26 protein-coding genes are annotated in these 24,817 nt (G+C 69.7%); 6 read left to right on the top strand and 20 right to left on the bottom strand.

The genetic code is table 11. The features are described from left to right. Positions 1-3: 3 nt before the first annotated feature. The 8 genes from C1701_RS03145 to C1701_RS03115 form a co-directional block, all read right to left on the bottom strand. Complete coding sequence (locus C1701_RS03145; RefSeq protein ID WP_051313959.1) at positions 4-1,581, bottom strand: serine/threonine-protein kinase; 1,578 nt, start codon at positions 1,579-1,581, stop codon at positions 4-6. 366 nt (positions 1,582-1,947) lie between these two features. After that, the gene (locus C1701_RS03140) at positions 1,948-2,943 is read right to left on the bottom strand and encodes a pectate lyase family protein (protein ID WP_026418846.1); all 996 of its coding nucleotides are present in this window, start codon (positions 2,941-2,943) and stop codon (positions 1,948-1,950) included. Between the two features lie 551 nt (positions 2,944-3,494). Beyond that, positions 3,495-4,130 (bottom strand): hypothetical protein, encoded by a 636-nt coding sequence (locus C1701_RS03135; RefSeq protein ID WP_248783725.1) that lies wholly within the window; start codon positions 4,128-4,130, stop codon positions 3,495-3,497. Between the two features lie 5 nt (positions 4,131-4,135). After that, a complete protein-coding gene (locus C1701_RS03130; RefSeq protein WP_030227703.1) occupies positions 4,136-4,465 on the bottom strand; it encodes a hypothetical protein in 330 nt (109 codons plus the stop codon). Positions 4,466-4,544: 79 nt separating this feature from the next. Further along, entirely contained in the window at positions 4,545-4,898 is a 354-nt protein-coding gene (locus C1701_RS03125) for a hypothetical protein (RefSeq protein ID WP_103055516.1), read from the bottom strand. 84 nt (positions 4,899-4,982) lie between these two features. Then, a complete protein-coding gene (locus C1701_RS27095; RefSeq protein WP_337662116.1) occupies positions 4,983-5,159 on the bottom strand; it encodes a hypothetical protein in 177 nt (58 codons plus the stop codon). A 237-nt stretch (positions 5,160-5,396) separates the two neighbouring features. Further along, complete coding sequence (locus C1701_RS03120; protein WP_103055515.1) at positions 5,397-5,660, bottom strand: hypothetical protein; 264 nt, start codon at positions 5,658-5,660, stop codon at positions 5,397-5,399. Continuing rightward, positions 5,657-6,112 carry a hypothetical protein gene (locus C1701_RS03115; RefSeq protein ID WP_103055514.1) on the bottom strand — a complete coding sequence of 152 codons (456 nt, stop codon included), beginning with the start codon at positions 6,110-6,112 and terminating at the stop codon, positions 5,657-5,659. The genes C1701_RS03120 and C1701_RS03115 overlap by 4 nt, the downstream gene beginning before the upstream one ends. Positions 6,113-6,371: 259 nt before the next feature. Between C1701_RS03115 and C1701_RS03110 the strand changes: the two genes are divergently transcribed. The 3 genes from C1701_RS03110 (at position 6,372) to C1701_RS03100 (ending at position 7,866) form a co-directional block, all read left to right on the top strand. Beyond that, the gene (locus C1701_RS03110; protein ID WP_103055513.1) at positions 6,372-7,214 is read left to right on the top strand and encodes a helix-turn-helix domain-containing protein; all 843 of its coding nucleotides are present in this window, start codon (positions 6,372-6,374) and stop codon (positions 7,212-7,214) included. A 2-nt stretch (positions 7,215-7,216) separates the two neighbouring features. Next, positions 7,217-7,414, top strand: coding sequence for a DUF397 domain-containing protein (locus C1701_RS03105; protein ID WP_337662115.1), 198 nt, complete (start codon positions 7,217-7,219; stop codon positions 7,412-7,414). A 254-nt stretch (positions 7,415-7,668) separates the two neighbouring features. Further along, the gene (locus C1701_RS03100; protein ID WP_103055512.1) at positions 7,669-7,866 is read left to right on the top strand and encodes a DUF397 domain-containing protein; all 198 of its coding nucleotides are present in this window, start codon (positions 7,669-7,671) and stop codon (positions 7,864-7,866) included. Positions 7,867-8,747: 881 nt separating this feature from the next. Here the strand turns inward: C1701_RS03100 and C1701_RS03095 are convergent. The 3 genes from C1701_RS03095 to C1701_RS03085 form a co-directional block, all read right to left on the bottom strand. After that, on the bottom strand, positions 8,748-8,879 hold the full coding sequence (locus C1701_RS03095; RefSeq protein ID WP_026418839.1) for a SapB/AmfS family lanthipeptide: 132 nt from the start codon (positions 8,877-8,879) through the stop codon (positions 8,748-8,750). Positions 8,880-8,925: 46 nt separating this feature from the next. Next, the gene (gene lanKC / locus C1701_RS03090) at positions 8,926-11,565 is read right to left on the bottom strand and encodes a class III lanthionine synthetase LanKC (RefSeq protein WP_035292115.1); all 2,640 of its coding nucleotides are present in this window, start codon (positions 11,563-11,565) and stop codon (positions 8,926-8,928) included. A gap of 490 nt (positions 11,566-12,055) precedes the next feature. After that, positions 12,056-12,895, bottom strand: coding sequence for a M23 family metallopeptidase (locus C1701_RS03085; RefSeq protein WP_016697701.1), 840 nt, complete (start codon positions 12,893-12,895; stop codon positions 12,056-12,058). A gap of 380 nt (positions 12,896-13,275) precedes the next feature. Here C1701_RS03085 and C1701_RS03080 point away from each other — a divergent pair, with 380 nt between their 5' ends. From C1701_RS03080 to yczE, 3 genes are all read left to right on the top strand, one after another. Beyond that, the gene (locus C1701_RS03080) at positions 13,276-13,581 is read left to right on the top strand and encodes a hypothetical protein (RefSeq protein ID WP_016697700.1); all 306 of its coding nucleotides are present in this window, start codon (positions 13,276-13,278) and stop codon (positions 13,579-13,581) included. A gap of 1 nt (position 13,582) precedes the next feature. After that, positions 13,583-14,770 (top strand): hypothetical protein, encoded by a 1,188-nt coding sequence (locus C1701_RS03075; RefSeq protein ID WP_051713543.1) that lies wholly within the window; start codon positions 13,583-13,585, stop codon positions 14,768-14,770. Positions 14,771-14,988: 218 nt separating this feature from the next. Further along, positions 14,989-15,705 carry a membrane protein YczE gene (yczE, locus tag C1701_RS03070; protein ID WP_103055511.1) on the top strand — a complete coding sequence of 239 codons (717 nt, stop codon included), beginning with the start codon at positions 14,989-14,991 and terminating at the stop codon, positions 15,703-15,705. On the opposite strand, the gene C1701_RS03065 is transcribed toward yczE, so the two are convergent. The 9 genes from C1701_RS03065 to C1701_RS03025 all read right to left on the bottom strand — a co-directional run bounded on the left by C1701_RS03065 (position 15,678) and on the right by C1701_RS03025 (position 24,757). After that, positions 15,678-16,346, bottom strand: a complete 669-nt coding sequence (locus C1701_RS03065) for a TetR/AcrR family transcriptional regulator (RefSeq protein WP_030228814.1) — start codon at positions 16,344-16,346, stop codon at positions 15,678-15,680. The genes yczE and C1701_RS03065 overlap by 28 nt on opposite strands. Positions 16,347-16,359: 13 nt before the next feature. Beyond that, a complete protein-coding gene (locus tag C1701_RS03060) occupies positions 16,360-17,697 on the bottom strand; it encodes a phenylacetate--CoA ligase family protein (RefSeq protein WP_337662114.1) in 1,338 nt (445 codons plus the stop codon). Positions 17,698-18,654: 957 nt separating this feature from the next. Next, positions 18,655-19,209: a DUF3558 domain-containing protein gene (locus C1701_RS03055; RefSeq protein WP_337662113.1), complete on the bottom strand. Its 555-nt coding sequence runs from the start codon at positions 19,207-19,209 to the stop codon at positions 18,655-18,657. Positions 19,210-19,579: 370 nt separating this feature from the next. Continuing rightward, positions 19,580-20,140: a DUF3558 domain-containing protein gene (locus C1701_RS03050; RefSeq protein WP_081895415.1), complete on the bottom strand. Its 561-nt coding sequence runs from the start codon at positions 20,138-20,140 to the stop codon at positions 19,580-19,582. A gap of 41 nt (positions 20,141-20,181) precedes the next feature. Then, positions 20,182-20,364: a hypothetical protein gene (locus C1701_RS27090; RefSeq protein ID WP_337662112.1), complete on the bottom strand. Its 183-nt coding sequence runs from the start codon at positions 20,362-20,364 to the stop codon at positions 20,182-20,184. Between the two features lie 795 nt (positions 20,365-21,159). Next, positions 21,160-21,714 (bottom strand): DUF3558 domain-containing protein, encoded by a 555-nt coding sequence (locus C1701_RS03040; RefSeq protein WP_337662111.1) that lies wholly within the window; start codon positions 21,712-21,714, stop codon positions 21,160-21,162. 383 nt (positions 21,715-22,097) lie between these two features. Beyond that, on the bottom strand, positions 22,098-22,601 hold the full coding sequence (locus C1701_RS03035) for a DUF3558 family protein (protein ID WP_245533645.1): 504 nt from the start codon (positions 22,599-22,601) through the stop codon (positions 22,098-22,100). A gap of 92 nt (positions 22,602-22,693) precedes the next feature. Beyond that, a complete protein-coding gene (locus C1701_RS03030) occupies positions 22,694-23,122 on the bottom strand; it encodes a hypothetical protein (RefSeq protein ID WP_103055508.1) in 429 nt (142 codons plus the stop codon). A 384-nt stretch (positions 23,123-23,506) separates the two neighbouring features. Further along, positions 23,507-24,757 (bottom strand): hypothetical protein, encoded by a 1,251-nt coding sequence (locus C1701_RS03025; RefSeq protein WP_026420703.1) that lies wholly within the window; start codon positions 24,755-24,757, stop codon positions 23,507-23,509. Positions 24,758-24,817 lie beyond the last annotated feature (60 nt).

The raw sequence follows: 24,817 nt of genomic DNA, 5'->3' as shown, positions 1-24,817 counted from the left end.
CCGTCACGGCGTGTTGTGGGTGTTCTCCGGGTTGCCCTGGCCGGGGGGTGGTTCGTCCCCGCCGGGCGGGTTGCCGGTGTCGGGCGGGTCGGCGGGCTCGGTGTCGTCGTCGTCCGGTGGGTCGACGGGGTCATCGTCGGTCACCTCGGGGGCCGAGGGCTGGTCGATGGTGTCGCTGCCCTGGTCGGGTGCCGGCTGGTAGTCGTTGGCGGGTGGTGGGGCGGGTTGCTGCCACCCGGGGTCGGCCCCTTCGTCGACCGGTCCCTGTTCCTCGGTGGTCGGGATCTCGGAGGGTGTGGTGGGGGCGGGTGTCGTGGTGGTGGTGTCGGTGTCGGGGGCCACGGACGGGGTCTCGTTGTCGTCCCCCAGGGACAGCGCGGTGACGATGACGACGATGACCACCACGACGGCGGCCGCGCCGGCGCCGGCCAGCACCGCAGGGCGCCGCCACCACTCCTCCTCGGCGGGGGCGGGCTCGGCTTGACGTGCCGGGGCGGCGGCGGCCGTGGGCCGGTTGACCCGGGTGGGGTTCCCGGGTGCCTTGGCGGCCGGCACGGTCTTGGCGGGCACCGTCTCGGCGCTCGGTCCGCCGCCGACCGCGGTCATCGGGCCGGTCATCGGGCCTGTCATGGGGCCGGTCATCGGGCCGGTGTCGGCCAGGCCGCGGGTGGGGGGCGCGGGCATGGCGCGGGTCGCGGTCGGCTCCGCCGGGGTGCTGGGGGTCAGGCCGGGGACGGCCAGGACGGTCGGCGGGAGCGGGGAGCCCTCGGCGACGGCCTGCAGCGCCTCCCGGACCTCGGCCATCGTCGGCCGGTCCTGGGGCTCGGCCCGCAGCATGTGCACCAGGACGGGCGCGAGGGGCCCGGACTGCTGCGGGGGGTTGATGCGGCCCTTGGCGACGGTCTGGAGCAGGGCGAGGCTGTTGCCCTCGGTGCCGAAGGGCGGGTCGCCCTCCACGGAGGCGTAGAGGGTCGCACCCAGGGAGAACACGTCGGAGGCGGAGACCGAGTCGTTGCCCCGGGCGATCTCCGGGGCGAGGTAGGCGGGGGTGCCGGCGAACATGCCCGTCTTGGTGACCGTGACGTCGCCGGTCGCCCGGGAGATCCCGAAGTCGGTGATCTTGACGACCTCGTCCTCCCCGAGCAGGACGTTGGCCGGTTTGACGTCGCGGTGGACGATGCCGGCCGCGTGCGCGACGCTGAGCGCCGTGGCGATCTGCGCGCCGATCGCCGCCGCCCGTTCGGGGGTGAGCGTGCCCTCCTCGGCCAGCACGGTGGCCAGGCTCCGCGAGGGCAGGTACTCCATGATCAGGCAGGGCTGGCCCTCGTGCTCGGTCACGTCGTACACGCCGATGGCGTTCGCGTGCTGCAGCCGTGCCGCGATCCGGCCCTCGCGCAGCGCGCGTTGCCGGGCCTCCTCGGCCTCCTCCGGAGTCAGTCCGGGCTGCTGGAGCAGCTGTTTGACGGCGACGGTGCGGTTCAACCGCTCATCATGGGCTCGCCAGACAATGCCCATGGCTCCGCTGCCGATCCGCTCATCCAGCCGGTAGCGGTCGGCGACCCTCCGTTGCTCCTGGCTCACCCGAGTCTCCCCGTCGGTTCCACCGCGACAGGTTAGAGGGCCGGCGCGAAGCCCGAACAGCCAACCCGCGTACCGGGCCCGGGGAGGCCGTCCGGATCGGGTGGGAGGGCGCGGCGTCCAGCGGGGACACCCGGGGTGGCTGGTCGGCGGCGCTGCGTGCCCGCCGCCCGCGTGGCGGCCGGCGGCTGGGCGGGCAGGGAGGGCGGGGGAGGGGAGGCGGCGGCTCCTCGGCCCGCGCGGCCGCGACCGTCCCGAACGGCGACGATGCCCCTGGCCGAGGGCCAGGGGCATCGGGGAGCGCGGGTCACCTGTCGGGGTGGTGGACCTCGCCGGGGCGGGTCGACGCGCTCGGCCGCCGGGGCGGGGTCAGAGGTTGCCGTACCCGGCGCCGCCGCCGACCAGCGACGGGATGTTCTGCGGGTTGTCGACGGTGTAGGAGTAGGGCGGGTCGTCGACGCTGCCCGCCGTCGCGATCTCACCCGAGTTGTCGAGGACGTTGTTCCTGGCGACGATGCGGCCGTCGCTGGAGCTGCCGTAGCCGACCTCGGTGGGGGTGTCGACGTCCTCGAAGTAGTTGCCCTCGACGATGACGCCCGCGTTCATCGTGGAGGCGACCCCGTACTCCTTGTTGGCCCGGTAGTAGTTGTTGAACACGTGGACCTGGTCACCGAACCGCACACGCGGGTGCCGGGTGTCGCTGCCGTCGAAGTAGTTGTGGTGGTAGGTGACGCGCAGGTGCCCGATGTCGGCGGTGTGGTTGTCGGAGTGGCCCAGGATCATGCTCTTGTCGTGCTCGTAGACCCGGTTCCACGAGACGGTGATGAAGTCGGACTCACGCTTGATGTCGACGGCGCCGTCGTTGGCGTTGGTGAAGCTGTTGTGGTCGACCCAGACGTGGTGGGTGCCCTCCTCCATGTCGATCGAGTCGTCGTTGGCGTCGGAGAAGTGCAGGTTGCGGATGATGATGTTGCTCACCGAGCGCAGCTTGAGCCCGCCGCCGGTGATGTGGCCGTTGGTGCCGACGCCGATGATCGTCTTGTCCGAGCTGACCCGTTCCATCCCGGACAGCTGGATCGTGCCGTCGACCTCGATGACCAGCGGTTCGTCCCGCGAGATGTAGTCGAGGAACTGGTCGGCGTTGGAGGCGGTCACCGTGTCGCCGCCGGCCCCGCCGGTGGTGCCGTTCTGGCCGTTCTCGTCAACGCTGGCCCAGCCGATCGGCCGGTCGTCCTGGTACGGCGCTGACCAGGGCTCGGAGGGTTCGGCGGCCGCCAGCACCGAGCCGCCCAGGACCGAGCCCACGGCGAGCGCGGACAGCGCGCCGGCGGCGACGAGCCGGCGTCCGACGAGTCGTTTCCTCATGTCAGCCTCTCTCTTCTTCCGTTGTCGGAGTGAGGGCGCGGCGACCGGTGGAGGGGGTGGAATTCGGCTCGCGGCAGGGTGCGCGCGGACCGGTTCTTTCCGTTCCGCTGGGTTTCCCGTCCGGCGTGTCCGCCGCTCGGGACCTAGGGGGTTGCGCGACCTGGACTCCGTTGTCCTCAAGGTCTCTACCAGGGGGAAAGCGTTTCCCTGTGGGATGGAGGCTACGACTCGTGTTTCCACCCTGTCAACACTCTGTTGGCAAATGATTAACCACCTCGGTGCCCTTGTCCGACATTCGGTCGACGGTACGTTCGATACCTGTCGACCGTTTTCCCTCCGCCGATTCCGCCGGGTGGATCCGTCAGCTGCGAACACGGTGGTAGCAATGGCTGCGCCATTTGGAACGCACGTTAAATGGCGTCGCACGTCATCGGTCGCGGCCGCCGGCGCCCCGCCCGGTGACGACCCATCGACGGCCCCCGCGCGGAGGAGGAACCGGTGTGGCGATCGCGGGAGGATCGGCGGTATCCCGCAGGTCGTGCCCGGCGGGGTCACGTCGGGTAGCTGCGGTCCTCTCCACTGCTGTCCGCGATGGGGAGGACGCTGGACGGATGTGGGCCGATGCGGGCCCAGTCGCCGTGTTTGAAACTGACCCGACCCGCGTAGCTGATGCCCAGCTCGACCTCGGGCTCCCAGGACCAGAACCGCACCCGCGCCCACGCCGGGACGCGTCGGCGGCGGCGTTTCATCGTGGTCGGTGGCGGCAGGAACTCCCCCAGCCGCCACCGGCGGGCCAGGTCCCGCATCTCCGTGATCGTGGCCGTGGTGAGCTCGTCGAACTCGGCGCAGTGCCGCACCACCGCCCCGCACAGCACGAGGCGACGGTGGTCGAAGGTCCCCACCAGGTAACGAAGGCCCGGTCCGACAGGAGGCCCGTGGCCGGTATCGAGGTCGACGTGACCGTAGAGGCGGCCCACGACCGGGGTGCGCACCGCGCATCGGGTGAGCCAGGCTCCGGTGATGTCGTCCCCGTCGCGCACCCCGGCACTGCCCGCCCCGGTCGTTGCCTCGGCGGGCGAGGTCGGTTCCTCAGCGAGGGGTGTCCGCGCCGGGTAGGGCCCAGCCGGTGGGGCGGCCCCCGCCAACGACAGAGCGGCGTGACCGGTGGGTTCTGGTGTCTGGTTCATGGTGGTCACGCGCCGCTGAGCACGGGGTCGGGCAGCAACTGGGACGTGAGGAGGAACCCCTCACCGGCCTGGTCCTCGGCGGTGTGCCGGCACCGCAGCGGCCCCCGTGCCAGCTCGGGAACACCGGTGGGACCAGGACTGGGGTCACGGGGCAGCAGGTAGTACAGGCGGCCGGCCGTGCTGACCTCCGAACGCATCGCGGCGGTGCCCAGGGCGGCCAGGACGACCTGGCCCCGGAACCCCCAGGCCCGCAACGCCTGCGGGTAGCGGGGGAACGGGCCGAGATAGGAGCGGGCGTTGATCGGCTCCAGACAGCGGTTGATGACGTAGTACACGGAGTTCTTCCTGTCCGCAGGAGAAGGAGAAGGAGAAGGAGAAGGAGAAGGAAAAGGAAAAGGAATTGGGGGAGGGTGGTTACCGCAGGCGCAGTGCGCCGGGTGGTCGCCACCGGCGTCCTGTCAGCAGGCGCGGCGCACCTGGGGCGTGCGGTGGGGGAAGGTCCCGCAGCTCAGCGGCGACCACGCCGACCGATCCGCTGCGCTGCCAGACCAGGCCGTCGCCGTCGCGGACCCGGACGGCCTCGACCTCCCCGTAGCCCCGGATCACGCACCAGTCCACGAACGGCCCGCCAGACCAGGCGAACCAGCCGACCAGCGTCCCGGTGCCCCGGGACAACGAGGTCCACTGCCAGCCTCGGCGGGTCAACGCGTAGATCCCGGCCAGTTCCGGCACCGCTCGTAGCGCGGTCCGGGTCGCGGTGTCGGTCATGGTCGTCCTCCGGCAGGTAGGGGCGGACCCGCCGCGACCGCACCACCAGCGGCGACACCGTCTCGGTGTCCTCGGGAGCCGGGGTCACGGGGTGGGTCCGGGGAACAGGGTGGTCAGCGACCGGGACAGCGGGTGGTCCTCGACGGCCGAGCGGAACGAGGCGACCAGGCCCACCACGACGCTCAGGGCTAAGCAGCCGGTGAGGACCGAGACAACGACGGGGACGAGAACGAGGACGAGGACGAGGACGAGGACGATCACGAGTGAGGGGTCCTTCGGTCAGCAGGGGTGCACCGCGCGGGGCGTGGCGCACCGACAGCGGGCAGCAACGGAGGGGTGGTCGCCCGGTGGGAACCGGGAACAACAGGGGGGCCGGGGTGTCCCGGTTCGACCCACCGGGCGACCGGGCAGCCACCACCCCCGACAGGCCGCGCGATTCCACACACGGGGAGGCGGGAGGACACGGCCCGGGGGAGGCACGGGGGTGAGCGGCTGCGATCAGGAGTCGGTGGGGACGTCATCCTTCGGGACGACGACCGCACCGACCGGTCTCGGCCGAGGCGCGGAGGGTGGCCTGCGGCGGGGGCGACGAGGGCGGGGCCAGGGATGCCCGGCGGCGATCAACGCCTGGCGGGTGGTGCGCCGGACCCGACGCAGCCGGATGGTTCCGCGGAGCGGGGGAAGCAGGACACGGTCGGCCCATTCCACGGTCCACAGCAGGGTCAGGGCGGCCCAGGCTCCGAGGACTGCGGACAGGATCACGCGACCCGCCCCCGAGGGTGTCGGGATGGGGCCGGGAGGGGGAGGTGTCCGGTGAGGACGGTGACCCACCCCGGGTCGGGATTCCCGACCGCAGGCGGGAGGGTGGTGGGGGTGGGGCGCCAGTGGTGTCGGCCGGTGTCCTGCTCGTGGCCGCCCCCCTCGGCGTCGGTGCTGGGGTGGGTGCTGGCGTGGGCGGTCGCGGGTCCCGACCGGGTTCGGGTGGTGTGCCAGGAACCAGCGGGACTAGCGGGTGACGGGGTCGACCACGGGGTGTCCGAGGTGGACCGGGGGATGCCATCGCCGGGGGGTGGGCCGCTGAGGAAGACCACGCCGCTGACGGTGACCACGGCACGGATCGGCTGGTCAGGGCGCCCTCGGTGCCGGCGGTACACCTCGGCGAGCAGGACGGCTACGGCCAGTAGCATGGCTACCGGGATGGGATCGACGGTCATAGCGTCGGTTCCTCTCTTCAAGGAGGGGCCGGGCGGCCTGGACAGTTGGCCCGGCCCCTCCGTGATGTTTGGCATACCCGAAGGAAGGAGTACAGGTACGAGTGTGACTGTACGACTTACATTGAGGACCGTACGGCTTATGGCCGTGACTGTGCAAGGTCCAGCCCACCACTGGCTGTAGTCAATTCGGGTGAAAAGCCCCTACGGGGCATCTTCAGCGATGTACCACCGCGCGTGAGAGACCAGAGAAGATGAACGCATGAGAACACCGCCGCCTCTCGCCTATCGGCTGCTGCTCGGGCAAGCGCTTCGTGCGCACCGCGAACGGGCAGGGTTGGACGCGGGCGACGTCGCCAAAGAACTGGGTTGGTATGCACGCAAGGTTGCGTTCGTCGAGGGCGGCCACCGCGTCCTCGCACTGACGGAAACTGAACGGCTGGCCGAGCTATACAGTCTGAGTCCGTCCGAGCGGGACCACGTCCTCATGCTCGCCGCCGAAGCCCGGCGACGTGATCGGGAAACGCGGCCCGTGGCTGTTTGGGCGCAGGCTTACGTGGCTGTCGAGGCAGCGGCTACGCGGTTGCGTGTCTTCTACGAGGAGCTGATACCAGGCTTCATCCAGTCTGAACGTTACGCACGAGCAGTGCTCTCGACGGCTGTGCTCCCCGCCGCTGGGGGTATCGACAGCGCAGTCGCCAAGCGTCTAGCCCGGGCGGCTCATGTCATGGGCGAGAACGCGCCACAGGTAAGCCTGGTGCTTGGTGAAGCGGCGCTTCACCGCCGGGTAGGCGGTACGGGCGGTCTTCGGCAACAACTCGACACTTTGCGGCACTTCGCGCAGCTTGACCATGTCACTTTGAAGGTGCTCCCGTTCGACGCGGGTGAACACACCCCGATTGGTACTTCCTTCACGTTGCTGGACGTGGGAGAGCCCAGTGCCACGTTCGCGTTCACCGAGACGATGGTGGATGGCGAGTGGCACGACAGTGCTACCTATACCCAGTACTTCGCTGTGGCGTTCGAACGCGTCTTCACAGCAGCACTCACGCCCGCAGAATCTGAATCTCTCCTTGCGGGCCGTATCCGTGAACTTGAGGAGTGAGAATGGAATACCTCACTGGTATGACCAACTGGCGTAAGGCGACCCGTAGTAGCAACGGGTCCGCGAACTGCGTGGAGGTGGGTAGCGCGCCTAGTCTCGTTGGTATCCGTGACACCAAGAACCGTGCGGGTGGCACTCTTGTCGTCAGCCGCCGTGCCTTCGGTAGCTTCGTAACCGCCGTGAAGGCCGGCCGCTTCTGACCCTGAGCCCGCCGGCCACCTCGTTTAGGCCGGCGGGCAGTTGCCCTCATGCCTCACAGGCGGCCGCATCCGCGATACTGCCACCTTGGGCACCTCACTACGACAGCGAGAGGCATAACCAATCTAGCGGAGACTCTGTCGTATGCTGGCTGGCATCCTGGGATGGATACCCTTCTCGTCCGGGCGGGAGTCGTCGAGGACAACACCGAGTTTTCCAGATCAAAACCCTTCCCCTTCCTTTCAGGAGGCAGCAGATGAGCGTTATCACCACTTTCAGCAACTGGCGGAAGTCGACCCGAAGCACCAACGGAGTGAACAGCTGTGTCGAGGTCGGCGGCGCACCTGGTCTCGCCGGTATCCGGGACACGAAGAACCGTGCCGGTGGCACTCTTGTCGTCAGCCGGCAGGCCTTCGACAGCTTCATCACCGCCGTCAAGGCAGACCGCGTCTGACCTGTCAGCCCGCCGGCCGATGGGGTGGCCGGCGGGCACCTCCCGCCCACCCCCACTGCCGCACGGCATGGCGCAACACGTCCCACTAGGAGGAGCCCCACCAGAACCGCCCGAGCTCAACGCCGGTGATCCACCTTCACCGAGGAGTTCATGCCCGGCGATCAGCCAGGCGCTCAGCCGGTGAGGGTGAGGGGCGTGGGGCTGAATCGGCGGCCAACAGGCGGCGCGAGCCTGTGCCCCGACGAGGCGTGAGGTTCGTCGACACTGCCGGGAGGACGATGACATCAACGGCCGCCTCGCAGCCGAGCAGGGCCGCTTAGCTCACGGGTGAGTCCTGACGGTCTCGTGCCGCGCTGAAGGCACCCTGCGCAGCGCAGCAGCAAGACCGCTCGGCCCGATGGATGAGCGACAAGCCGCCCTGCCCAGTCGTCTCCGTTGCCCGCTCGCCACTGAAGGACCCCGAGGACTTCCGACGTCCCGGCTCGCGCGTTCTCCCGCGAGCCGGAACTCGTTCGTCCGCGCTGACCGCTCACCTACACGACGTATCCCCGTGACGGGCGTCTCGGCGAGCTCCTCGCGCAGGTACTCGGTCATCCACTTGAGGCCGAGCAACGGTTCATCACCGGCCTCGCCGACCGGGCACAGGACGATGACGGCATGCGTGCCGGCGCGCCTCACCACGGTTCGCGGATGGCTACCTGGTCGGTTCGGCACGGCCGCCCACTCCAGTGCCCACGCGCCTCCGGCGCCGGTGGGACCGGGTTCCGCGCGGGTGGGTGATGGTCGAGGATGGGACTGGGAGCGGCACAGGACGAGTGTGCCGCTCCCATCCTCCGTTCTCGATCGTTCCCGGTCGCGTGGCCCTCAGGCCACGTGCCGGCTCAGCGGCAGGTGAGGACGCTCAGACCGCTGTCACCGCAGAGCAGCAGGCTGGCCTGGCTGCCACCGGGGCTGGCGAACTCGGCGGCGTCCTCGGTGGCCTCCATCGCCTGAAGGTCGAGAACCGACTCCATAGCGCACTTCCTTTCCTGGATGATTCCCTGGTTGCCCGCCCGTGTGTCACGGGCGGGGGTTCTGGGTGGCCGCCGCCGAGTCCTGGCGGCCGGTGGGCTCACCGCTCCCGCTGGAGGACGCCCCCGGGTGCAGCAACGGCAGGTGGAGGTCCCCCTCGACGGCGGCGAGGGCCAGCAGGACACCGGCGCCGCCGGTGGCCAGGTCCATCGACAGCCGCAGCAGCTGGTTGCCGGGGAACGCGACCTCCCCTTCGTGGGGGATCGCGTGCAGGGCGAGGCGGGCGCGGTGCCGGCGCAGCGCGGCCACCAGTTCCGGGTCCTGGTCGCGGCGGACCCCGGCGGCCAGCGCCACCATCAGACCCGCCCGGCCCAGGAACAGCCCCGGTTGGATCGCGAACTCGCCGAGCAACGCGCGGCGCAGCCCGGGCAGCTGGCCGGCGGTGGGGCTGTCCGGGGCGTGTCCGGCCAGCTGTTCCAGCACGACGACGATCCCGGCGCTGCCCACCTCCAGGTAGGGCAGCATGCGGGTGGAGCCGTCGCGGACGAGCAGCGCTCCGTGCTCGGTCTCCCCGCACTCGGCGATGTCGGCGGCCAGGGCGTCGTCGGCGGCCGTCAGCCACCGCCGTTCCCCGGTGAGTTCGAACAGCCGCAGGAACAGCAGGGCGGGTCCCGACCAGCCGTGCAGCAGCCCGGCGCGCCCCTTGCCCCTGGGTCCGGCGGCGGCCGGTGGTGGAACGGCGGCGAGGAGCCGTTCGCCGAGGACGAGCGCCTGGTCGGTGCGCCCAGGATCGGCTCGGCGGGCGCCGAAGTGCAGGAGGTTCAGGGCGATGCCGGCCAGTCCCGAGCCGAGGCCGTGCCGGGTCAGGTGGGGGAGCAGCGGGTCGAACTCGGTGAGGAGTTCGTCGGCCAGCTCGTGCCGTCCCAGTTCCTCCAGGACGTGGGCGATGCCGTGCGCGCCGTCGTAGAGGCCGGGGCGGCGCGGCGGGTCCCGGCGGACCGAGTCCGCCAACCAGGTCTCGTGGTGGGGATGCCGGCCGTGGCCGGTGGCGGCGAGGGCGTGGAGCACACCGGCCGCGCCGTGGGCGAGGGTGGCGCCGCCGCCCCGGAACTGTTCGATGTCGCCGGGGAACAGCCGGTCCCGGCGGTGCGGGGTGGCGCTGCGCAGGACCGCCGTGGCCACCGACTCGCGCACCGAGGCCCAGTCCGGGCGGTCGGTGGCCAGCGCCCGCAGGCCCGCCGAGGGCGGCGGCGCGTCGGCGGGGGTGGTGGCCGGGGTGCGGGGGCGCAACTGGCCGAGGACGGCGTCGCCGAAGTCGGCGCTGGACAGGGGGAACGCCCGGATCGCGAAGCGGACGAAGGTCTCGGCCTTGCCCGGGTCCAGTGCGGTGAGCGCCGTCATGGGCAGGAACATCCACAGCCGGAGGACGGCCGCGGCGTAGAGGTCGGCGTCGACGCCGACCCGGTCGGGGGGTGCGGCGAAGCCGGGGGCGCCCAGCGCGGAGCGGGTGGCTTCGGCCGAGGGGCGGGCCAGCTCGAAGTCGACGAGGGAGACCTGGTCGTTCTCGTCGACGAGGATGTTGCGGTCGTGCAGGTCCCCGTAGACGTAGCCGAGGTCGTGGACCCGGTGGAGCAGCGCCTCCACCTGGTCGAGGATGCGGAAGGCCCGTTCGGTGAAGTCGGCGCGTTCGCCGGGGGTGGAGCGTGGCCGGCTGAGCGGGTAGTGCCGGGCCAGCCACTGCCCGAGGGGGATCCCCGGTTGGACGGACAGGGCGAGGAACTCGTGTTCCCAGTACCGGAAGCGGCCCAGGACGGCCGGGATGCCGGTCACTCCGTCGAGGGCGCTGAGCGCCTGGTGTTCCTGGTCGAGGCGGGCGACGGCGTCCCGGCGGTCGCGGTCGAGGCCGGCGTGCGGGCGGGCTTCCTTGAGGATCGCGGGGCGGCCGTCGCTGACCCGGACCGCCCGGTACACGCCGCCGCCGTTGGAGAAGTGCAGGGGGCGTTCGATGATGAAGGGCTGCTCGCCGCCGGCCCGGGCCTTCCGCGCGGCGAGCTGGGGCCGAAGGAACGGGGGCACCTCCACCCAGTCCGGGGTGTGGAATACCGGGCGCCGCAGGTCGGGGACGAGGGTCCCGTCGGGCCGGGCGATGGCGGTCACGGGTTCCCCGTCGTCCCCGGTGACCCACTGTTCGAGGAATCCGCCGTAGCGGAGGTAGAGGGGGCCCGCCTCGTACCGGAGGTCGCTGAGGACGAACGGGCCGGCCTGACCGCGCAGGAGGTCGTTGAGCGTGGTGACGGTGTCGCGCAGGGACCGTTCGTCCGGCGGGTACACGGTGACGAACTTCCCGCTGGACTCCCGGGCGGCGTACTTGGAGTTCCGCGCGAGGAGGATGTCCTCGGTGCGCAGGAACTTCAGGGGTGTGCCGGTGGTCAGGCAGTGCTGGTAGACGACGGCGAGGACGTGCCGGGCGTTGGCCAGGGTCGCCGAGACGTGGATCTTCCAGCCCTGCGCGGCCATCGACGTGCCCGAGGGGCGGAGGACCTGCCAGACGTCGCGGGTGGTGACGTCCCAGTCATCCGGTGGTGATGGCAGTTCCGCCAGGAAACCGGCCGCTTCCGGGCCGTCCTGGGAGGGGACGTCGTAGAAGAACGGATTCGCGAAGCAGTACGCCTCGTACCGTGAATCCATCTGTGGTGTCCCTCCCGTGACCGGTGCCAGGACATTTCCCCACGACGGGGAGCACCGGCCAAGACGCCGAAGATGTGAATCGACTGCTCCATCAGTGCCGGACTGTGACGGGAATTTGACGGCATTGAGTCATAGCGGGCGGTGGGGTGCACCCGGTTGTGGGATTCAGCCGAGTGAAGTGCGGTGGGGTGATTTTCCCACCGGGAAACCCCGGAGTCCGTCCGATATGACGGGTACCGGTGGTGGCGACCGTGGGGACCAGCGGGGGAGCGCCTCGGCCCGCCGGTGTGAATGACTGACGGCCACCTGCCGCACAGGTACCTACGGTGAGTAGTCGAACGTGGCGCTCGGTGGGCGAAGTGATCACGGTCGAGGAGGAGAGCTGCGGCGGTGTGCCGTGGGGACGGTCGGTCCGGGGCGGTGCCGGGAGACGCGGAGGCCGGCCCGGGTGCCCTGGGGCACGCGGACCGGCCAGTGGTGGAGCGGTGGCTCAGCCGCAGTGTTGGAAGGGGCTCTCCCAGGACTGGCCGCCCGCCGAGCCGCCCCACTTGACGCAGGTGGCGGGGGCGGCGTCGCGAACCGGCCCGGCGTAGTAGGAGAACGAGCCGGAATCGGTCTTGCGCGACTTGCCCTGGACCTCCAGGAACGCCGAGGTCGCGGTGGGCGTGCCGATGGAGCTCTGCTTCATCGTCACCACGCAGTTGTGCGCGTTCGAGGCGTTGTACAGCAGGTAGACAGTGGCCGCCGAGCCCAGGGCGCGCTGGTTGATCACGCCGTACCCGGTGCCGCAGGCCTGCTGCGGGGTGTAGGGGTTACCGCCGCCGCAGGCGGTGACGGTGGTGTTGCCGTAGTAGGTGATCCGCTGCCCGTCGATGGTGTTGATCCGCACCGGGGACCCGTTCTGCAGGTGCTCGTAGTGCAGGTGCGGCCCGGTCGATCCGCCGGTCGAACCCACGTTGCCGATCCGCTGGCCCTGCGTCACCCGCTGTCCCACCGAGACCGCCTGCGAGGACAGGTGCGCGTAGCGGGACCTCCACCCGTCGCCGTGGTTGATCTCGATCCACCGGCCGTAGCTGGTGTTCCCGGTGTTCTCCACCCGGGAGACCGTGCCGGCGGCCGAGGCGACGACGGGCAGCCCGTTGATGTTGCCCCGCTGGAAATCGATCGCCTGTGCTGGGCTGTGGTTGGCGCGGGTGTTCGCGGTGACGGTCTCACCGCACTCGAAGGGCAGCCGGAAGTTGGGTGCTGCCTGGGCCTCGCCCTGGTTGATGACCAGGCCGACGGCGGAGATGGCCACTGCGGCGACGAGCGCCGCCAGACGTCTGTACATCAGCGTCCTCCCGACGGGTTCACCAGCGGAGACCTCGCCGCTGGCAGGGAGTGGTCATGTGATCACAGGGGGCGCGAATCCGACAGCCCCTCGCTCGGACGCCGGCGGAGGCGAACGGCGTAGGGCGCCCGGCGGGCAGCCGCCGCCGGTGGTCGGCCACCCCGATTGTGCTGCGGCGTTGCGGCCGGGTGGCTCGCCGCGCGGGAAGTGGATCTTTGTCGGGGCTTTAGCTGGACGCAGCCCCGTTTTTGGCCCGGGGAGCGCCGGTGTGGACGTGTCGGGTCGGTGCGGGGCACCACACCGGACGGTGGAGGGTTCGGGGCGGGTCCTCGGGTGGACGGTGGAGGCGGCGACCCCGGTCATCCCCCGGACTGTGGTGAATGACTTCCGCGATCAGACCCCAGCTGGTTACCCTCTGGCTGCGCGCGCAGATCGAGCAACGCCCGCCGCCCGGCGTGCCCGATCTCGGTCCGACCGCCACGACCAGCGGGAACACCGGTGTCGTGGTGGTGGTACGGCGGCGGGATGATCCCAGGTCCACATCCACCCTCGACGACCAACCCGTGCGCTGGCCCGTTCCCGGCACAGCCCCCGGTGGGCCCGACGAGGCACGGGCCGCCGAACCGACCGGTGGCGGAGCGTGGGACGTGACCGGGTGCGGGCCGACCAGTGATGGGACGGACTGACGTGACGAGACTGATCGGACTGCTCACCGCCGCCACCGTGGCGGGAGCATCACTCGTGGCCGGCGCCGAGCCTGGCGAGGCCGTCACCCCGGCGCAGACGACGCTGACGACCATCCCCAGCGACCCCTACCGGCTCTCCGACAACGGCACCTTCGACACCTACGGCGAACGCATCGCCGGACTCGAGACCCGGGTGACCCAGGCCAGCGCCGCCGAGGTGTTCGCCGACGCCAACCGGGAGGCACGGGGCCTGTGCCACGCCACGGGGGTCACCGGGGCCACCGGGTTCTGCTGGAACAGCGGTGACGACGGCACGCCGGAGTGGTACCCGCAGGGCATCACCGCGTCCTGGGACGCCACCGGGGACGGGTCCTACGCCGGCCACCGCGCCATCCTCGTGAGCTGGTACAACACCGACGACAAGGGGGTGCGGGTGTCGTTCGTGGACTACGACGACCCGGCCGCGCCCCGCTACCGGCACGTCCTGTTGGTCGAACCGACGAGCACCGACGACTTCCGGGCGGTGAACATCCACGCCGGAGGCCTCGCCTGGTACGGCGACCACCTGTACGTCGTGGACACCTCCCGGGGAATCCGGGTGTTCGACCTGCGCACGGTCTGGCGCACCGAGGGTGATGCCTCGAAGGACCGCATCGGCCTGGGGTCCGACGGCCGGTACTACGCCCACGACTACCGGTACGTCGTTCCCCAGGTGGGGGCGTACACGCAGACCGGGGGTTGCGTGCGGCCGCCGGACTCGTTGGACCAGCCGCTGTGCTACTCGTACCTGGCGGTGGACCGGTCGACCTCGCCGCCCTCGCTGCTGACGGGGGAGTACTACGACGGGGTGCCCGGTGCGCGCCTCGTGCGGTGGCCGCTGGACACCGACACCGGGCTGTTGACGGTCGACTCGGCCGGCACGGTCGCCGCCGACGCGGCCTACCGCTCGCCGCACACCAACCTGCAGGGTGCCGTGTCGCACGACGACACCTTCCTGATGGTCCGGAGCCGGGGGCGGAACACCGGTGGGTTGCTCTACCGGGGTCAGGTCGGGGTCGCCAGCAGTTCCTCCGCGTTGCCGATCGGACCGGAGGACATCTCCTACGAGGCCGACAGTGGGCGGGCCTGGACCCACACCGAGTACCCGGGCAGTCGCGTCGTCTTCTCCGTGCCTGACGCCATGGGGTGACGAACGGCGGTGCGCCGACCCCGCCCGCCCCGGGCTCCCCGGGGCGGGACCAGCCCTTTCGCGCCTCGGAAATCCACAAAGGACCATTCCTCGGCGGGACGTCGTCACGGAGGGTCAGTTGTGGACGGAAGAGAGTGGACAAACCCGGTCGCGAGGCTGTCTCCCCTGCCTATACAGTGTGATAACAGGGACTTGACATGCCATGCAGGGGGATGTAAATGGCTGGGCGGACCGGCACGCGGCTGCGTCGTGTGCTGAACCTCTACCTCGGACTGCTGTTGTTCGGTGGCGGACTCGGACTGATGTTCCAGGCCGAACTCGGCCTCAATCCGTGGGACGTGCTGCACCAGGGGCTGGCGGGCAGCACCGGCCTCCCGCTCGCGTGGGTGGTGATCGGTGTGTCCACCGTCGTCCTCGCGTTGTGGATCCCGCTGCGGCAACGTCCAGGGTTCGGCACCGTGCACAACGTGCTCCTGATCGGCCCCATCATGGCCACCGTGATCGAGTGGGTCCCAGCCCCCGAACAGCTGCCGGTCCGGGTGGGGTTCCTACTCGCCGGGCTGGTGATCAACGCCGTGGGAACGGCGATGTACCTGGGGGCCGGTCTCGGACCGGGTCCCCGGGACGGCCTGATGACCGGGCTGGCGGCGCGGGGCGTTCCCGTGCGGCGGGCCCGAACGCTCATCGAGGTCGCCGCGCTGGCCGTCGGCTGGTCCCTGGGCGGCACCGTCGGGGTGGGCACCGTGGTCTTCGCCCTGGCGATCGGGCCGCTGGTGCACTTCTTCGTCCCCCGGCTCCGGGTCCCGCCGGCGACGCCCGCCCCCAACCCGGCGCCCGAGCGGACGCCGTCCCGCCTGCCGGGATGGCTCACCCGAGGCACCGTCGGCGAGCCGAGCGGACCCGTGCGTCACGCACCCGCGGGCGAACCGGTCTGACCAGGGTCCGGTACCGGGGACAGCGGCGCGTCCGGGCGGCTCCGAAGGCCGTCGAAGGCGATCTTCACGAAGGCATCGGCCAGGTCGACGGCGGTCAGACCCCGCCGGGGCCGGTACCACTCGATGATCGAGTTGAGCATGCCGAAGAGCAGCCGACTGGTCAGCGCGGGGTCCACGTCCCGGCGGATGCTGCCCTCGCTCTCGGCGCGCTCCACCAGGTCACTGACGAGCCGGTCGAACTCGCGGCGGCGGGCCAGCGCCCGCCGCTCGGCCGCCGTGTTGCCCCGCACCCGCAGGAGCAGGGTCACGAACGGGAGTTCGTCCACCAGCACGGCGATGCTGCGGCGCACCACGTACTCGAGCCGGTCGATCGCCGGCCCCCGCTGTGCCTCGGGTTCGTTGACCACGGCGAAGAGCTGGTCCAGCGCCCGGTCCACGCTGAGCCGGAGCAACTCCTCCTTCCCGGCCACGTGGTGGTAGATCGCCGACTTCGTGATGCCCAGCCGACTGGCCAGGTCCTCCATGCTCGTGCCGTCGTAACCGCGCTCGTTGAAGACCCTCACCGCGACGGTGAGCAGCGAGTCGAGGTCGTAGCCGGGGCGTCCCCGGCGGCTGGCGCGTTCGGCGGGCCCGTCGGTCATGGCGGTCAGTGTCTCAGGCCGGCCCCGTGGTCTCACGGTTGTCGAGCACGCGTCGTGCCTTCCCCGAGGACCGTTCCAGCGTGCCCGGTGCCACCACCTCCACCCCGACCCGCAGGCCCAGTTCGCCGCGAACCAGGTCGGACAGCTCCCCGCCCACGGCTGGCCAGCGGTCCGCGGCGAGACCGGACACCGCCTCGGCCCGGATCGTCAGCTGGTCCAACCTGGCCTCCCGGGTGAGTTCCAGCACGAAGTGCGGGGAGAGCCCCCGGGTTCGGAGCACGAGTTCCTCGACCTGCGTGGGGTAGAGGTTCACCCCTCGCAGGATGAGGAGGTCGTCGGTCCTACCGGTGATCCGCGCCATGCGCCGGAACGGGACGCCGGCGCCGGGCGTCAGGGCGGACAGGTCACCGGTCCGGTAACGGATGAGGGGCATGGCCTCCCTGGTCAGGGTCGTGATGGCCAGTTCCCCCCGCTCGCCCGGGGCGACCGGCGTCCCGCCCGGGTCGAGGACCTCGGGGTAGAAGTGGTCCTCCCAGACGTGCAACGCGCCGACGGCCTCCGGGAACTCCTGGGCGACCCCGGGACCGATGATCTCCGACAGCCCGTAGATGTCGACGGCGGTCAACCCCGACCTGCCCTCGATCTCCGCGCGCATCCCCTCAGTCCAGGGTTCGGCGCCCAGCACGCCCGTCAGGAGCCCGGCGTCCCGCGGGTCCACGCCCTGCCGGTCGAACTCGTCGAGCAGGGTCAACAGGTAGGACGGGGTCGCCAGGACGATCTCCGGTCGCAGGTCCCGGATGAGCCGCACCTGGCGGGCCGACATCCCACCCGAGGCGGGGATGACGGTGCAACCGAGGAGTTCCGCGCCGTGGTGCGCGCCGAGGCCACCGGTGAACAGGCCGTAGCCGTAGGCGATGTGCGCGCGCTGCCCCGGCCGTGCCCCCGCGGCGCGCAGCGACCGCGCCACCACCTCGGCCCACATGTCGAGGTCCCGCCGGGTGTAGCCGACGACGGTGGGGACGCCGGTGGTCCCGCTGGAGGCGTGGATGCGGCGCAGGTCGGTGGGAGGGACGGCGAGCATCCCGTACGGGTGGTTCCGGCGGAGGTCGTCCTTCGTGGTGTGGGGGAACCCGGCGAGATCCGACAGCGACCGGCAGTCCTCCGGACGCACCCCGGCCTCGTCGAAGCGGCGCCGGTAGAAGGGCACGTTGTCGTAGGCGTGCCGCAGCGTCCACCGCAGCCGGACCAGCTGGAGCGCCGCCAGTTCGTCGGCGGAGAGCCGGGGACGTTCCCCCGGCGCCCCGCGCCCGGTGCGGGACGGCGAATCGGAGTGGATGGGCTGGTCGGTCATGCGTGCGCTCCTGTCCCGGTGGCTCGTCCGGTGCAGTCGGTTCGGCGGCGTGGGACGGTCCGGCGGCGAGGGGTGGTCCGGCGGCGAGGGGTGGCGTCGCATTCGTCGCGGCGGAACCCGGTCTCCGCCCCAGAGGTGGGCCGGTGGTGGTCCCCGGTGGGCCGGTGGTGGTCCGCCGGGATCCGTTCGGGACCGCCTGCTGGGAAGCTCGTGCCAGCGCCCGGGAAGTGGCCGACCCGCCACGGTGTGCGCGCGTCCCGCCGCCCGCCGTCCCGGGCCGGCCCCGGTGCCCTCGGAATCGTGGGCGAGGCGGAAGACCTGGTCGCGGCGCCGAGTGCCTCGGCGCGGAACCGGGTTCGACACCGAGCCCTCCCGCCCTGTACCCGACCGAATGGTCGGTGGGGAACCTCGGTCCCAGTAACGCAGCGCTAGGGCGCGGTGTCAAGGATCAGCAGAGGTTGAGCGCACTGTTGACAAGGGTGTCGGTGGATGCTGCCGCGCTCCCTGGGGCGAATTCTCAGTGCTGGCCGAATCGGTGACGTTGCGAACTCAGCCGGCGTGGTCAGTGGTGTAGGCGGCCAGCCGGTCACGTATGGCGGCTACGAGCCTGTTCTCGCTCTCAGCAGTGTTGACGCTGGAACCCTCACCAGCGGAGCCGCAGCGGAGCTCGACCGCACGGGCCTGACCCGCTCAGACCTGGCCGTCGCCAACCCCGTCAACGTCTCGATGTGGGCAGGACGGTCCTTGGGATAGCGGGCCAACCAGGCTTAACGACGCTGGCCCTTCCAGTCCATTGCGTGACAGCGTGGAGGCGAACTTCACGCCGCCGTGCCACCACGGGCATCGCACATGGCGTTGCCCGCTGCTCACACTGAGGGAGGAATAAGGTCATTTCAAGGATGCGGGCATGCGTCGATTCGTGTCAGCCGGACCCGGTGAGCTCCACCGTCAGCCTGGTCAGTCCGAAGACCGAGGCAATGAAGGCTCCAACGCCTCTGCGGTGCCCTCCGCTATGGCGCACGCCTGCTCGAGAGTTCCCGCGTAATGTACGAAAACTGACACATGGGCATGCTCGCTCAGGTGCAAGGAAATCTGACAATGTTCTGACGCGGTTTTGCCAATGATGCGGAGTGCGCGTAACGGCCCTACGTTGATTTCCTCAATCGTGTAGTTTGTCAGATTCAGCTGATCGACGCTGTAATTCCAGTCCAACTGAATCGTCATGACCGGACGCTCCCCGCCCGGGAAACGGTAGCGACAGTCGTAGGACACGCCGACGTCATCGAACGTGGCGGTCTCCGGGTCGAAGCCCAGGGTGGTTAGTTCCTCGTCGCTGAGGGTTTCGCAGGGCAACAGCTCCGATAGTTCCGCCACCACATCCACTCCTGGCTGTTCGCCGGGGCTTCCAGGTGTCGACGGAGTGGCGCTGCCTGGAAGGGAGGAGTCCACTGTCGGGTTCACGGCGACTGCGGTTCCTTGTTCCGTGCTGGTGCAGGCAGACAGCAGTGTCACCAGTCCCAGGGCTGTTCCCCACGTCCTGGCGCCCCCGTGCCTCATGTCTCATTCCTTCCCAGCCGGTTGCACCCGGCTGTGTTCTGAATCCTCGGAGCTGCGAGTGCTCCGGGCAGGTCCGGCTGGTCGCTGCCCACTCTGTCAACGCCTCGACATGGGCAGGATGGTCCTTGAGATGGCGGCGTTGGGGCGGGCTCGACGTTGCTGGTCCCTTCCCGAACTACTACCGCCACCCCACCACGGGCATTGCAGATGACATTGCCCACAGCCCACACCGAGGGGGGAACGAGGACAGTGCCCTCGGCGCGCCAGCGATCTGAGCGTGCCCGATTCGGAACGTCCGGACCCCCGGGCACCACCGTCGGTCTGGTCAGTCCGAGGACCGAGGCAATAAAGGCTCCACGGCCGCTGCGGTGTCCTCCGCTATGGCGCATGCCTGCTCGGTGGTCCCCGCGTAAGTTACAAAAACGGACACGTGGGCCTGCTCGCTCAAGTCCAATGAAATCTGACAATGTTCCGATGGAGGTTTGACAATGATGCGGAGCGCCCGCAACGGTCCCACGCTAATTTCTTCAACCGTGTAGTTTGTCAGATTCAGCTGGTCGACGCTGTAATCCCAGTCCAACTGAATCGTCATGATCGGGCTCTCCCCGCCCGGCAAGCGGTAGCGACAGTCGTAGGACACGCCGACGTCATCGAACGTGGCACTCTCCGGGTCGAAGCCCAGCGTGGTGATGTCCTCGTCGCTGAGGATGTCGCAGGGCAGCATGTCTGACAGCTCTGCTTCCACATCCACGACCTCTGGCGGCGGTTCGTCGGGGCTCCCGGTCGCCGACGGAGTGGCGCTGCCTGGAAGGGAGGAATTCACTGTCGGTTGCACGGCGACTGGGGTTCCTTGTTCCGTGCTCGTGCAGGCCGACAGTAGTGTCACCAGTCCCAGGGCTGTTCCCCACACGCCCACACCCCTGCGCTTCACGCCTGATCCTCTCCTAGCCGGTTGAGCTCGGCTGCGGTCTGTTCATCCGCGGCCTGAGTGCGCCGGGCACTGGCTCGGATGGCTGCCGCCAACTCCGTCAACGCCTCGATGTAGAGCTCGAGATTCTCCGCGGCGGACTGCGGCGTTCCGGCCGCGCTGAGCTTGGTCTGCTCTGACATCTGTAGGGCCACCGGGCTTGAACCGAGGGGAACTCGCTGATCCAGTGTGAAGACCCGATTCCGCCGGTCCTTTGCTCTCTCGGCTATGGCGTCGATCTTCCTTGCCATCGCCTGGCGCTGTCCGGGTCGATGGTGACCTTGCCGGCAGCTGCTGCGGCACGGAAGTGCACGATGGTGCCCATTATTTTGCCGGTATCGGGCATGGAGGTCGGCTGTCCGCCCTCACCGCCACTCTCGATGTGCATGAGTCCTCCCACCCACGAGTTCTCGCCTCGGGTGAAACTACCAACACTGGCAGCGACAGTCTGGCGGTTCGGTTCGTGCTACCCACCGATGGCCCAACCCCGGGCGCACCCCGCGCCGGCTGGCTTCGTTCGCGCGCTGGGTGGCCGGGTCGCGCATGTTCCGCGTTGTTGACCAGCTGTGCGGCTCGGTCGCTGGCGCGAGCCGGCCGGTGACCCGGTAGGTGGGGTAGCGCATCACGGACTTGGTACTGGCGGGTGGGGGCCGTCACCTCCGGTTGGCCTCGGCTGGTGTGGCCACCACCCCGCTGACGTCCACGGACAAGGAGGGGTATGCGGGCCGTTGTGCGCCGAGGGGTGTTGACCGAATCACACGGGGTCAGAGCGGAAGGGCTGCGTGTCGGTCGCGTTCCGTCAACGTCGGGTCCTGGTTCAGGGTGGCTGGCGCCTGGTCGCAGTATCACCGCGCGGGCACTGTGGACGTGCTGCTGGGTCCCACTCGAGCGATGTCTGGGGGAGGACTCGGACCCGGGAAGCACCACCGTTGGTCTGGTCAGTCCGAGGACCGAGGCAATGAAGGCTCCACGGCCGCTGCGGTGTCCTCCGCTATGGCGCATGCTTGCTCGAACGTTTCCGCGTAATCAACAAAAATAGACACGTGGGCCTGTTCGCTCAAATCCAACGCGATTTGACAATGTTCCGATGCGGGTTTGTCGATGATGCGGAGCGCCCGCAACGGTCCCACGCTGATTTCCTCGACCGTGTAGTTTGTCAGATTCAGCTGATCAACACTGCGCTGCCAGTTCAGCTGAATTGCCATGATCGGGCTGCCTCCGCCGGGCAAGCGGTAGCCGCAGTCATAGGCCAGGCCGACGTCATCGAACGTGGCGGTCTCCGGGTCGAAGCCCAGGGTGGTTAGTTCCTCGTCGCTGAGGATTTCGCAGGGCAACAGTTCCGATAGTTCCGCCACCACATCCACTCCTGGCTGTTCGCCGGGGCTTCCAGGTGTCGACGGAGTGGCGCTGCCTGGAAGGGAGGAGTCCACTGTCGGGTTCACGGCGACTGCGGTTCCTTGTTCCGTGCTGGTGCAGGCAGACAGCAGTGTCACCAGTCCCAGGGCTGTTCCCCACGTCCTGGCGCCCCCGTGCCTCATGTCTCATTCCTTCCCAGCCGGTTGCACCCGGCTGTGTTCTGAATCCTCGGAGCTGCGAGTGCGCCGGGCAGGTCCGGCTGGTCGCTGCCCACTCTGTCAACGCCTCGACGTGGGCAGGACCGTCCTTGGGGTAGAGGGCCAACCAGGCTTAACGATGCTGGTCCTTCCAGTCCATTGCGTGACAGCGTGGAGGCGAACTTCACGCCGCCGTGCCACCATGGGCATCGCACATGGCGTTGCCCGCTGCTCACACTGAGGGAGGAATAAGGTCATTTCAAGGATGCGGGCATGCGTCGATTCGTGTCAGCCGGACCCGGTGAGCTCCACCGTCAGCCTGGTCAGTCCGAAGACCGAGGCAATGAAGGCTCCAACGCCTCTGCGGTGCCCTCCGCTATGGCGCACGCCTGCTCGAGTGTCCCCGCGTAATCCACAAAAACTGACGCGTGAGCCTGTTCGCTCAAATGCATGGAGATCTGACAATGTTCCGATGCGGGTTTTTCAATGATGCGGAGTGCGCGCAGCGGCCCTACGCTGATCTCCTCAACCGTGTAGTCTGTCAGATTCAGCTGATCTACGCTATAGACCCAGTCCAACTGAATCGTCATGACCGGACTCTCCCCACCCGGCAAACGGTAGCGACAGTCGTAGGACACGCCGACGTCATCGAACGTGGCGGTCTCCGGATCGAAGCCCAGGGTGGTTAGTTCCTCGTCGCTGAGGATTTCGCAGGGCAACATCTCCGATAGTTCCGCCACCACATCCACTTCTGGCTCTTCGCCGGGGCTTCCAGGCGCCGACGGAGTGGCGCTGCCTGGAAGGGAGGAGTCCACTGTCGGGTTCACGGCGACTGCGGTTCCTTGTTCCGTGCTCGCGCAGGCAGACATCAGCGCCGCCAGCCCCAGCGCTGTTCCCCACACACCCACACCCCTGTGCCTCATGCCTGGTCCTCTCCTAGCCGGTTGAGCTCGGCTGCGGTCTGTTCATCCGTAGCCTGAGTGCTCCGGGCACTGGCTCGGATGGCTGCCGCCAGCTCCGTCAGCGCCTCGATGTAGAGCTCGAGATTCTCCGCGGCGGACTGCGGGGTCCCGGCCGCGCTGAGCTTGGTCTGTTCTGACATCTGTAGGGCCACCGGGCTTGAACCGAGGGGAACTCGCTGATTCAGTGTCCGGACCCGACCCCGCCGGTCCTTCGCTCTCTCGGCTATGGCGTCGATCTTCCTTGCCATCGCCTCGGCGCTGTCCGGGTCGATGGTGACCTTGCCGGCGGCTGCTGCGGCACGGAAGTGTCCAATGGTGCCCATCATTTTGCCGGTATCGGGCATGGAGGTCGGCTGTCCGCCCTCACCGCCACTCTCGATGTGCATGAGTCCTCCCACCCACGAGTTCTCGCCTCGGGTGAAACTACCAACACTGGCAGCGACAGTCTGGCGGTTCGGTCCGTGCTACCCACCGATGACCCAACCCCGGGCGCAGCCCGCGCCGGCTGGCCTCGTCCGCGCGCTGGTGGGGTGGCCGTGGGGAGGAGTCAGCCGGGACGTGGTGACGGGGCTCGCCGCTCGGCGTCGCCGGCGGGTGCTCCGGTTCCGTCCGGGGTGGGGGTGTGGGCGAGGCGGGGGCCTGGCCGGGGAACCGGGTGTCTCGGAGTGGATCAGGGGTCGGCACCGAGCCCTCCCGCCGTGGTCCCCGACCGGGTGATCGGTGGGGAACCTGGTTCCCAGTAACTCAGCGGGAGGGCGCGGGGTCGAGGGTCAACAGATGTTCAGCGCGCTGTTGACCAGGGTGTTGTTCTGGATGGTGATGTTCTCGCCGCACGGGTTCTCGGTGATGGCCGAGTCGGTGACGGTCAGGTTCTGGAGCGTGATGTCGGAGGTGTTGGCGAAGTCGGTCCTGGCGGCGATGCGGATGTCGCCGCCACCGGTGACGCTGCCGCCGTCGGGGGCGATGTCGATGTTGTGGCAGTTCTCGATGAGGATCGCGTTGTTGCCGGTGTCGGCGATGTCGACGCGGTCGATGACCGCTCCGCCGCTCTCGGAGACGCAGAACACGCCTCGTCCGCCGCCGCGGGCGATGACCTCGCCGACGTGGATGTTCGTGGGGTAGCCGTCGCCGATCCGCCCGTTGCGGTTGGCCATGCGGAACGCGGCGTACCCGGTGCCGGTGCCCGCGTTGACGGCGTCCACGGTGCCGACGGTGGCGTTGATCGTGTCGTTGAGCAGCAGCCCCGAGTAGGCGACGTCCCGGGCGACGACGGTGCCGACGGTCAGCCCGTCGACGCCGTAGGTCTCCACGCCGTGGTTGTTGGTGCCCGACACCCGCACGTCGTCGATCCGCACGCCGGTGGTGCGCACGGCGCGGTCGGCGTGGTTGTCGATGCGGATCCCCAGCCCTCCGGAGAGCTGGAGGTCGATCTGGCCGAGGTGGATGTCGCTGCCGTTGCGGAAGAACAGGCCGAACCAGGGCGCCCCGGTCACGCTCAGGTGGGGGATCTCCACGTTCGTGACGCCGCGTCCCCGGACGACGGCGTTGTCCCCGGTGGGGGTGCCGGTCACGTTGACCGTGCCGCACACCTCGAGGGTCGTGTGGCTGGGCAGGTCGAGGGACTGGTTGGCGGGCATGTCGCCCGACCCGTGCACGACGACCCGTTCCGTGCTGGTCCGGCCGGGGGTGAGGCTGCCGACTGCGGCGCGCATCGCCTCCAGCATGCTCGGTCCGGTGTAGACGGTCTGGCCGCCGTTGGTGGCCCGCCACGTTCCGGCGTCGAGCACGGCGGCGGCGTCGGTGTCCCCCGCCCCGCAGTCCTGCCGGGGAGCGGGTTCGGTGGCTGGTGCCGCGTGCCGGGCGAGTTCCGTTCCGGCTGAGGTGCCGGTGGGGGATGGGTGGGGGGTGTCGGCGGACGCCGGGGCGGCCAGCGTCGCGGTCGCGGTGGCCAGGACGAGGAGCGCGGTGGTCACCGAGCTGGCTCGTCGGCCGAGGACGGGGGGTGCGCCGTTGCGGCCCATCTCTCACTCCTGGTGGTCGGGGCGCTTACCGGGTGGTGTGCGGTCGGGTCGCCTCGGGGC

Source organism: Actinoalloteichus sp. AHMU CJ021, assembly GCF_002895405.1.
Lineage (GTDB): Bacteria > Actinomycetota > Actinomycetes > Mycobacteriales > Pseudonocardiaceae > Actinoalloteichus_B > Actinoalloteichus_B caeruleus.
The sequence above is the reverse complement of the archived record's forward strand: the minus strand, read 5'-3'. Positions and strand labels throughout refer to the sequence as shown.

Coding starts and splice junctions, on each gene's coding strand:
- C1701_RS03110 (WP_103055513.1), top strand. CDS start 6,372: ATGAGAACACCGCCGCCTCTCGCCTATCGGCTGCTGCTCGGGCAAGCG.
- C1701_RS03080 (WP_016697700.1), top strand. CDS start 13,276: ATGACTTCCGCGATCAGACCCCAGCTGGTTACCCTCTGGCTGCGCGCG.
- lanKC (WP_035292115.1), bottom strand. CDS start 11,565: ATGGATTCACGGTACGAGGCGTACTGCTTCGCGAATCCGTTCTTCTAC.
- C1701_RS03030 (WP_103055508.1), bottom strand. CDS start 23,122: ATGCACATCGAGAGTGGCGGTGAGGGCGGACAGCCGACCTCCATGCCC.
- C1701_RS03115 (WP_103055514.1), bottom strand. CDS start 6,112: ATGACCGTCGATCCCATCCCGGTAGCCATGCTACTGGCCGTAGCCGTC.
- yczE (WP_103055511.1), top strand. CDS start 14,989: ATGGCTGGGCGGACCGGCACGCGGCTGCGTCGTGTGCTGAACCTCTAC.
- C1701_RS03085 (WP_016697701.1), bottom strand. CDS start 12,895: ATGTACAGACGTCTGGCGGCGCTCGTCGCCGCAGTGGCCATCTCCGCC.
- C1701_RS03065 (WP_030228814.1), bottom strand. CDS start 16,346: ATGACCGACGGGCCCGCCGAACGCGCCAGCCGCCGGGGACGCCCCGGC.
- C1701_RS03105 (WP_337662115.1), top strand. CDS start 7,217: ATGGAATACCTCACTGGTATGACCAACTGGCGTAAGGCGACCCGTAGT.
- C1701_RS03135 (WP_248783725.1), bottom strand. CDS start 4,130: ATGAACCAGACACCAGAACCCACCGGTCACGCCGCTCTGTCGTTGGCG.
- C1701_RS03125 (WP_103055516.1), bottom strand. CDS start 4,898: ATGACCGACACCGCGACCCGGACCGCGCTACGAGCGGTGCCGGAACTG.
- C1701_RS03025 (WP_026420703.1), bottom strand. CDS start 24,757: ATGGGCCGCAACGGCGCACCCCCCGTCCTCGGCCGACGAGCCAGCTCG.
- C1701_RS03140 (WP_026418846.1), bottom strand. CDS start 2,943: ATGAGGAAACGACTCGTCGGACGCCGGCTCGTCGCCGCCGGCGCGCTG.
- C1701_RS27090 (WP_337662112.1), bottom strand. CDS start 20,364: ATGTCAGAGCAGACCAAGCTCAGCGCGGCCGGAACGCCGCAGTCCGCC.
- C1701_RS03095 (WP_026418839.1), bottom strand. CDS start 8,879: ATGGAGTCGGTTCTCGACCTTCAGGCGATGGAGGCCACCGAGGACGCC.
- C1701_RS03100 (WP_103055512.1), top strand. CDS start 7,669: ATGAGCGTTATCACCACTTTCAGCAACTGGCGGAAGTCGACCCGAAGC.
- C1701_RS03060 (WP_337662114.1), bottom strand. CDS start 17,697: ATGACCGACCAGCCCATCCACTCCGATTCGCCGTCCCGCACCGGGCGC.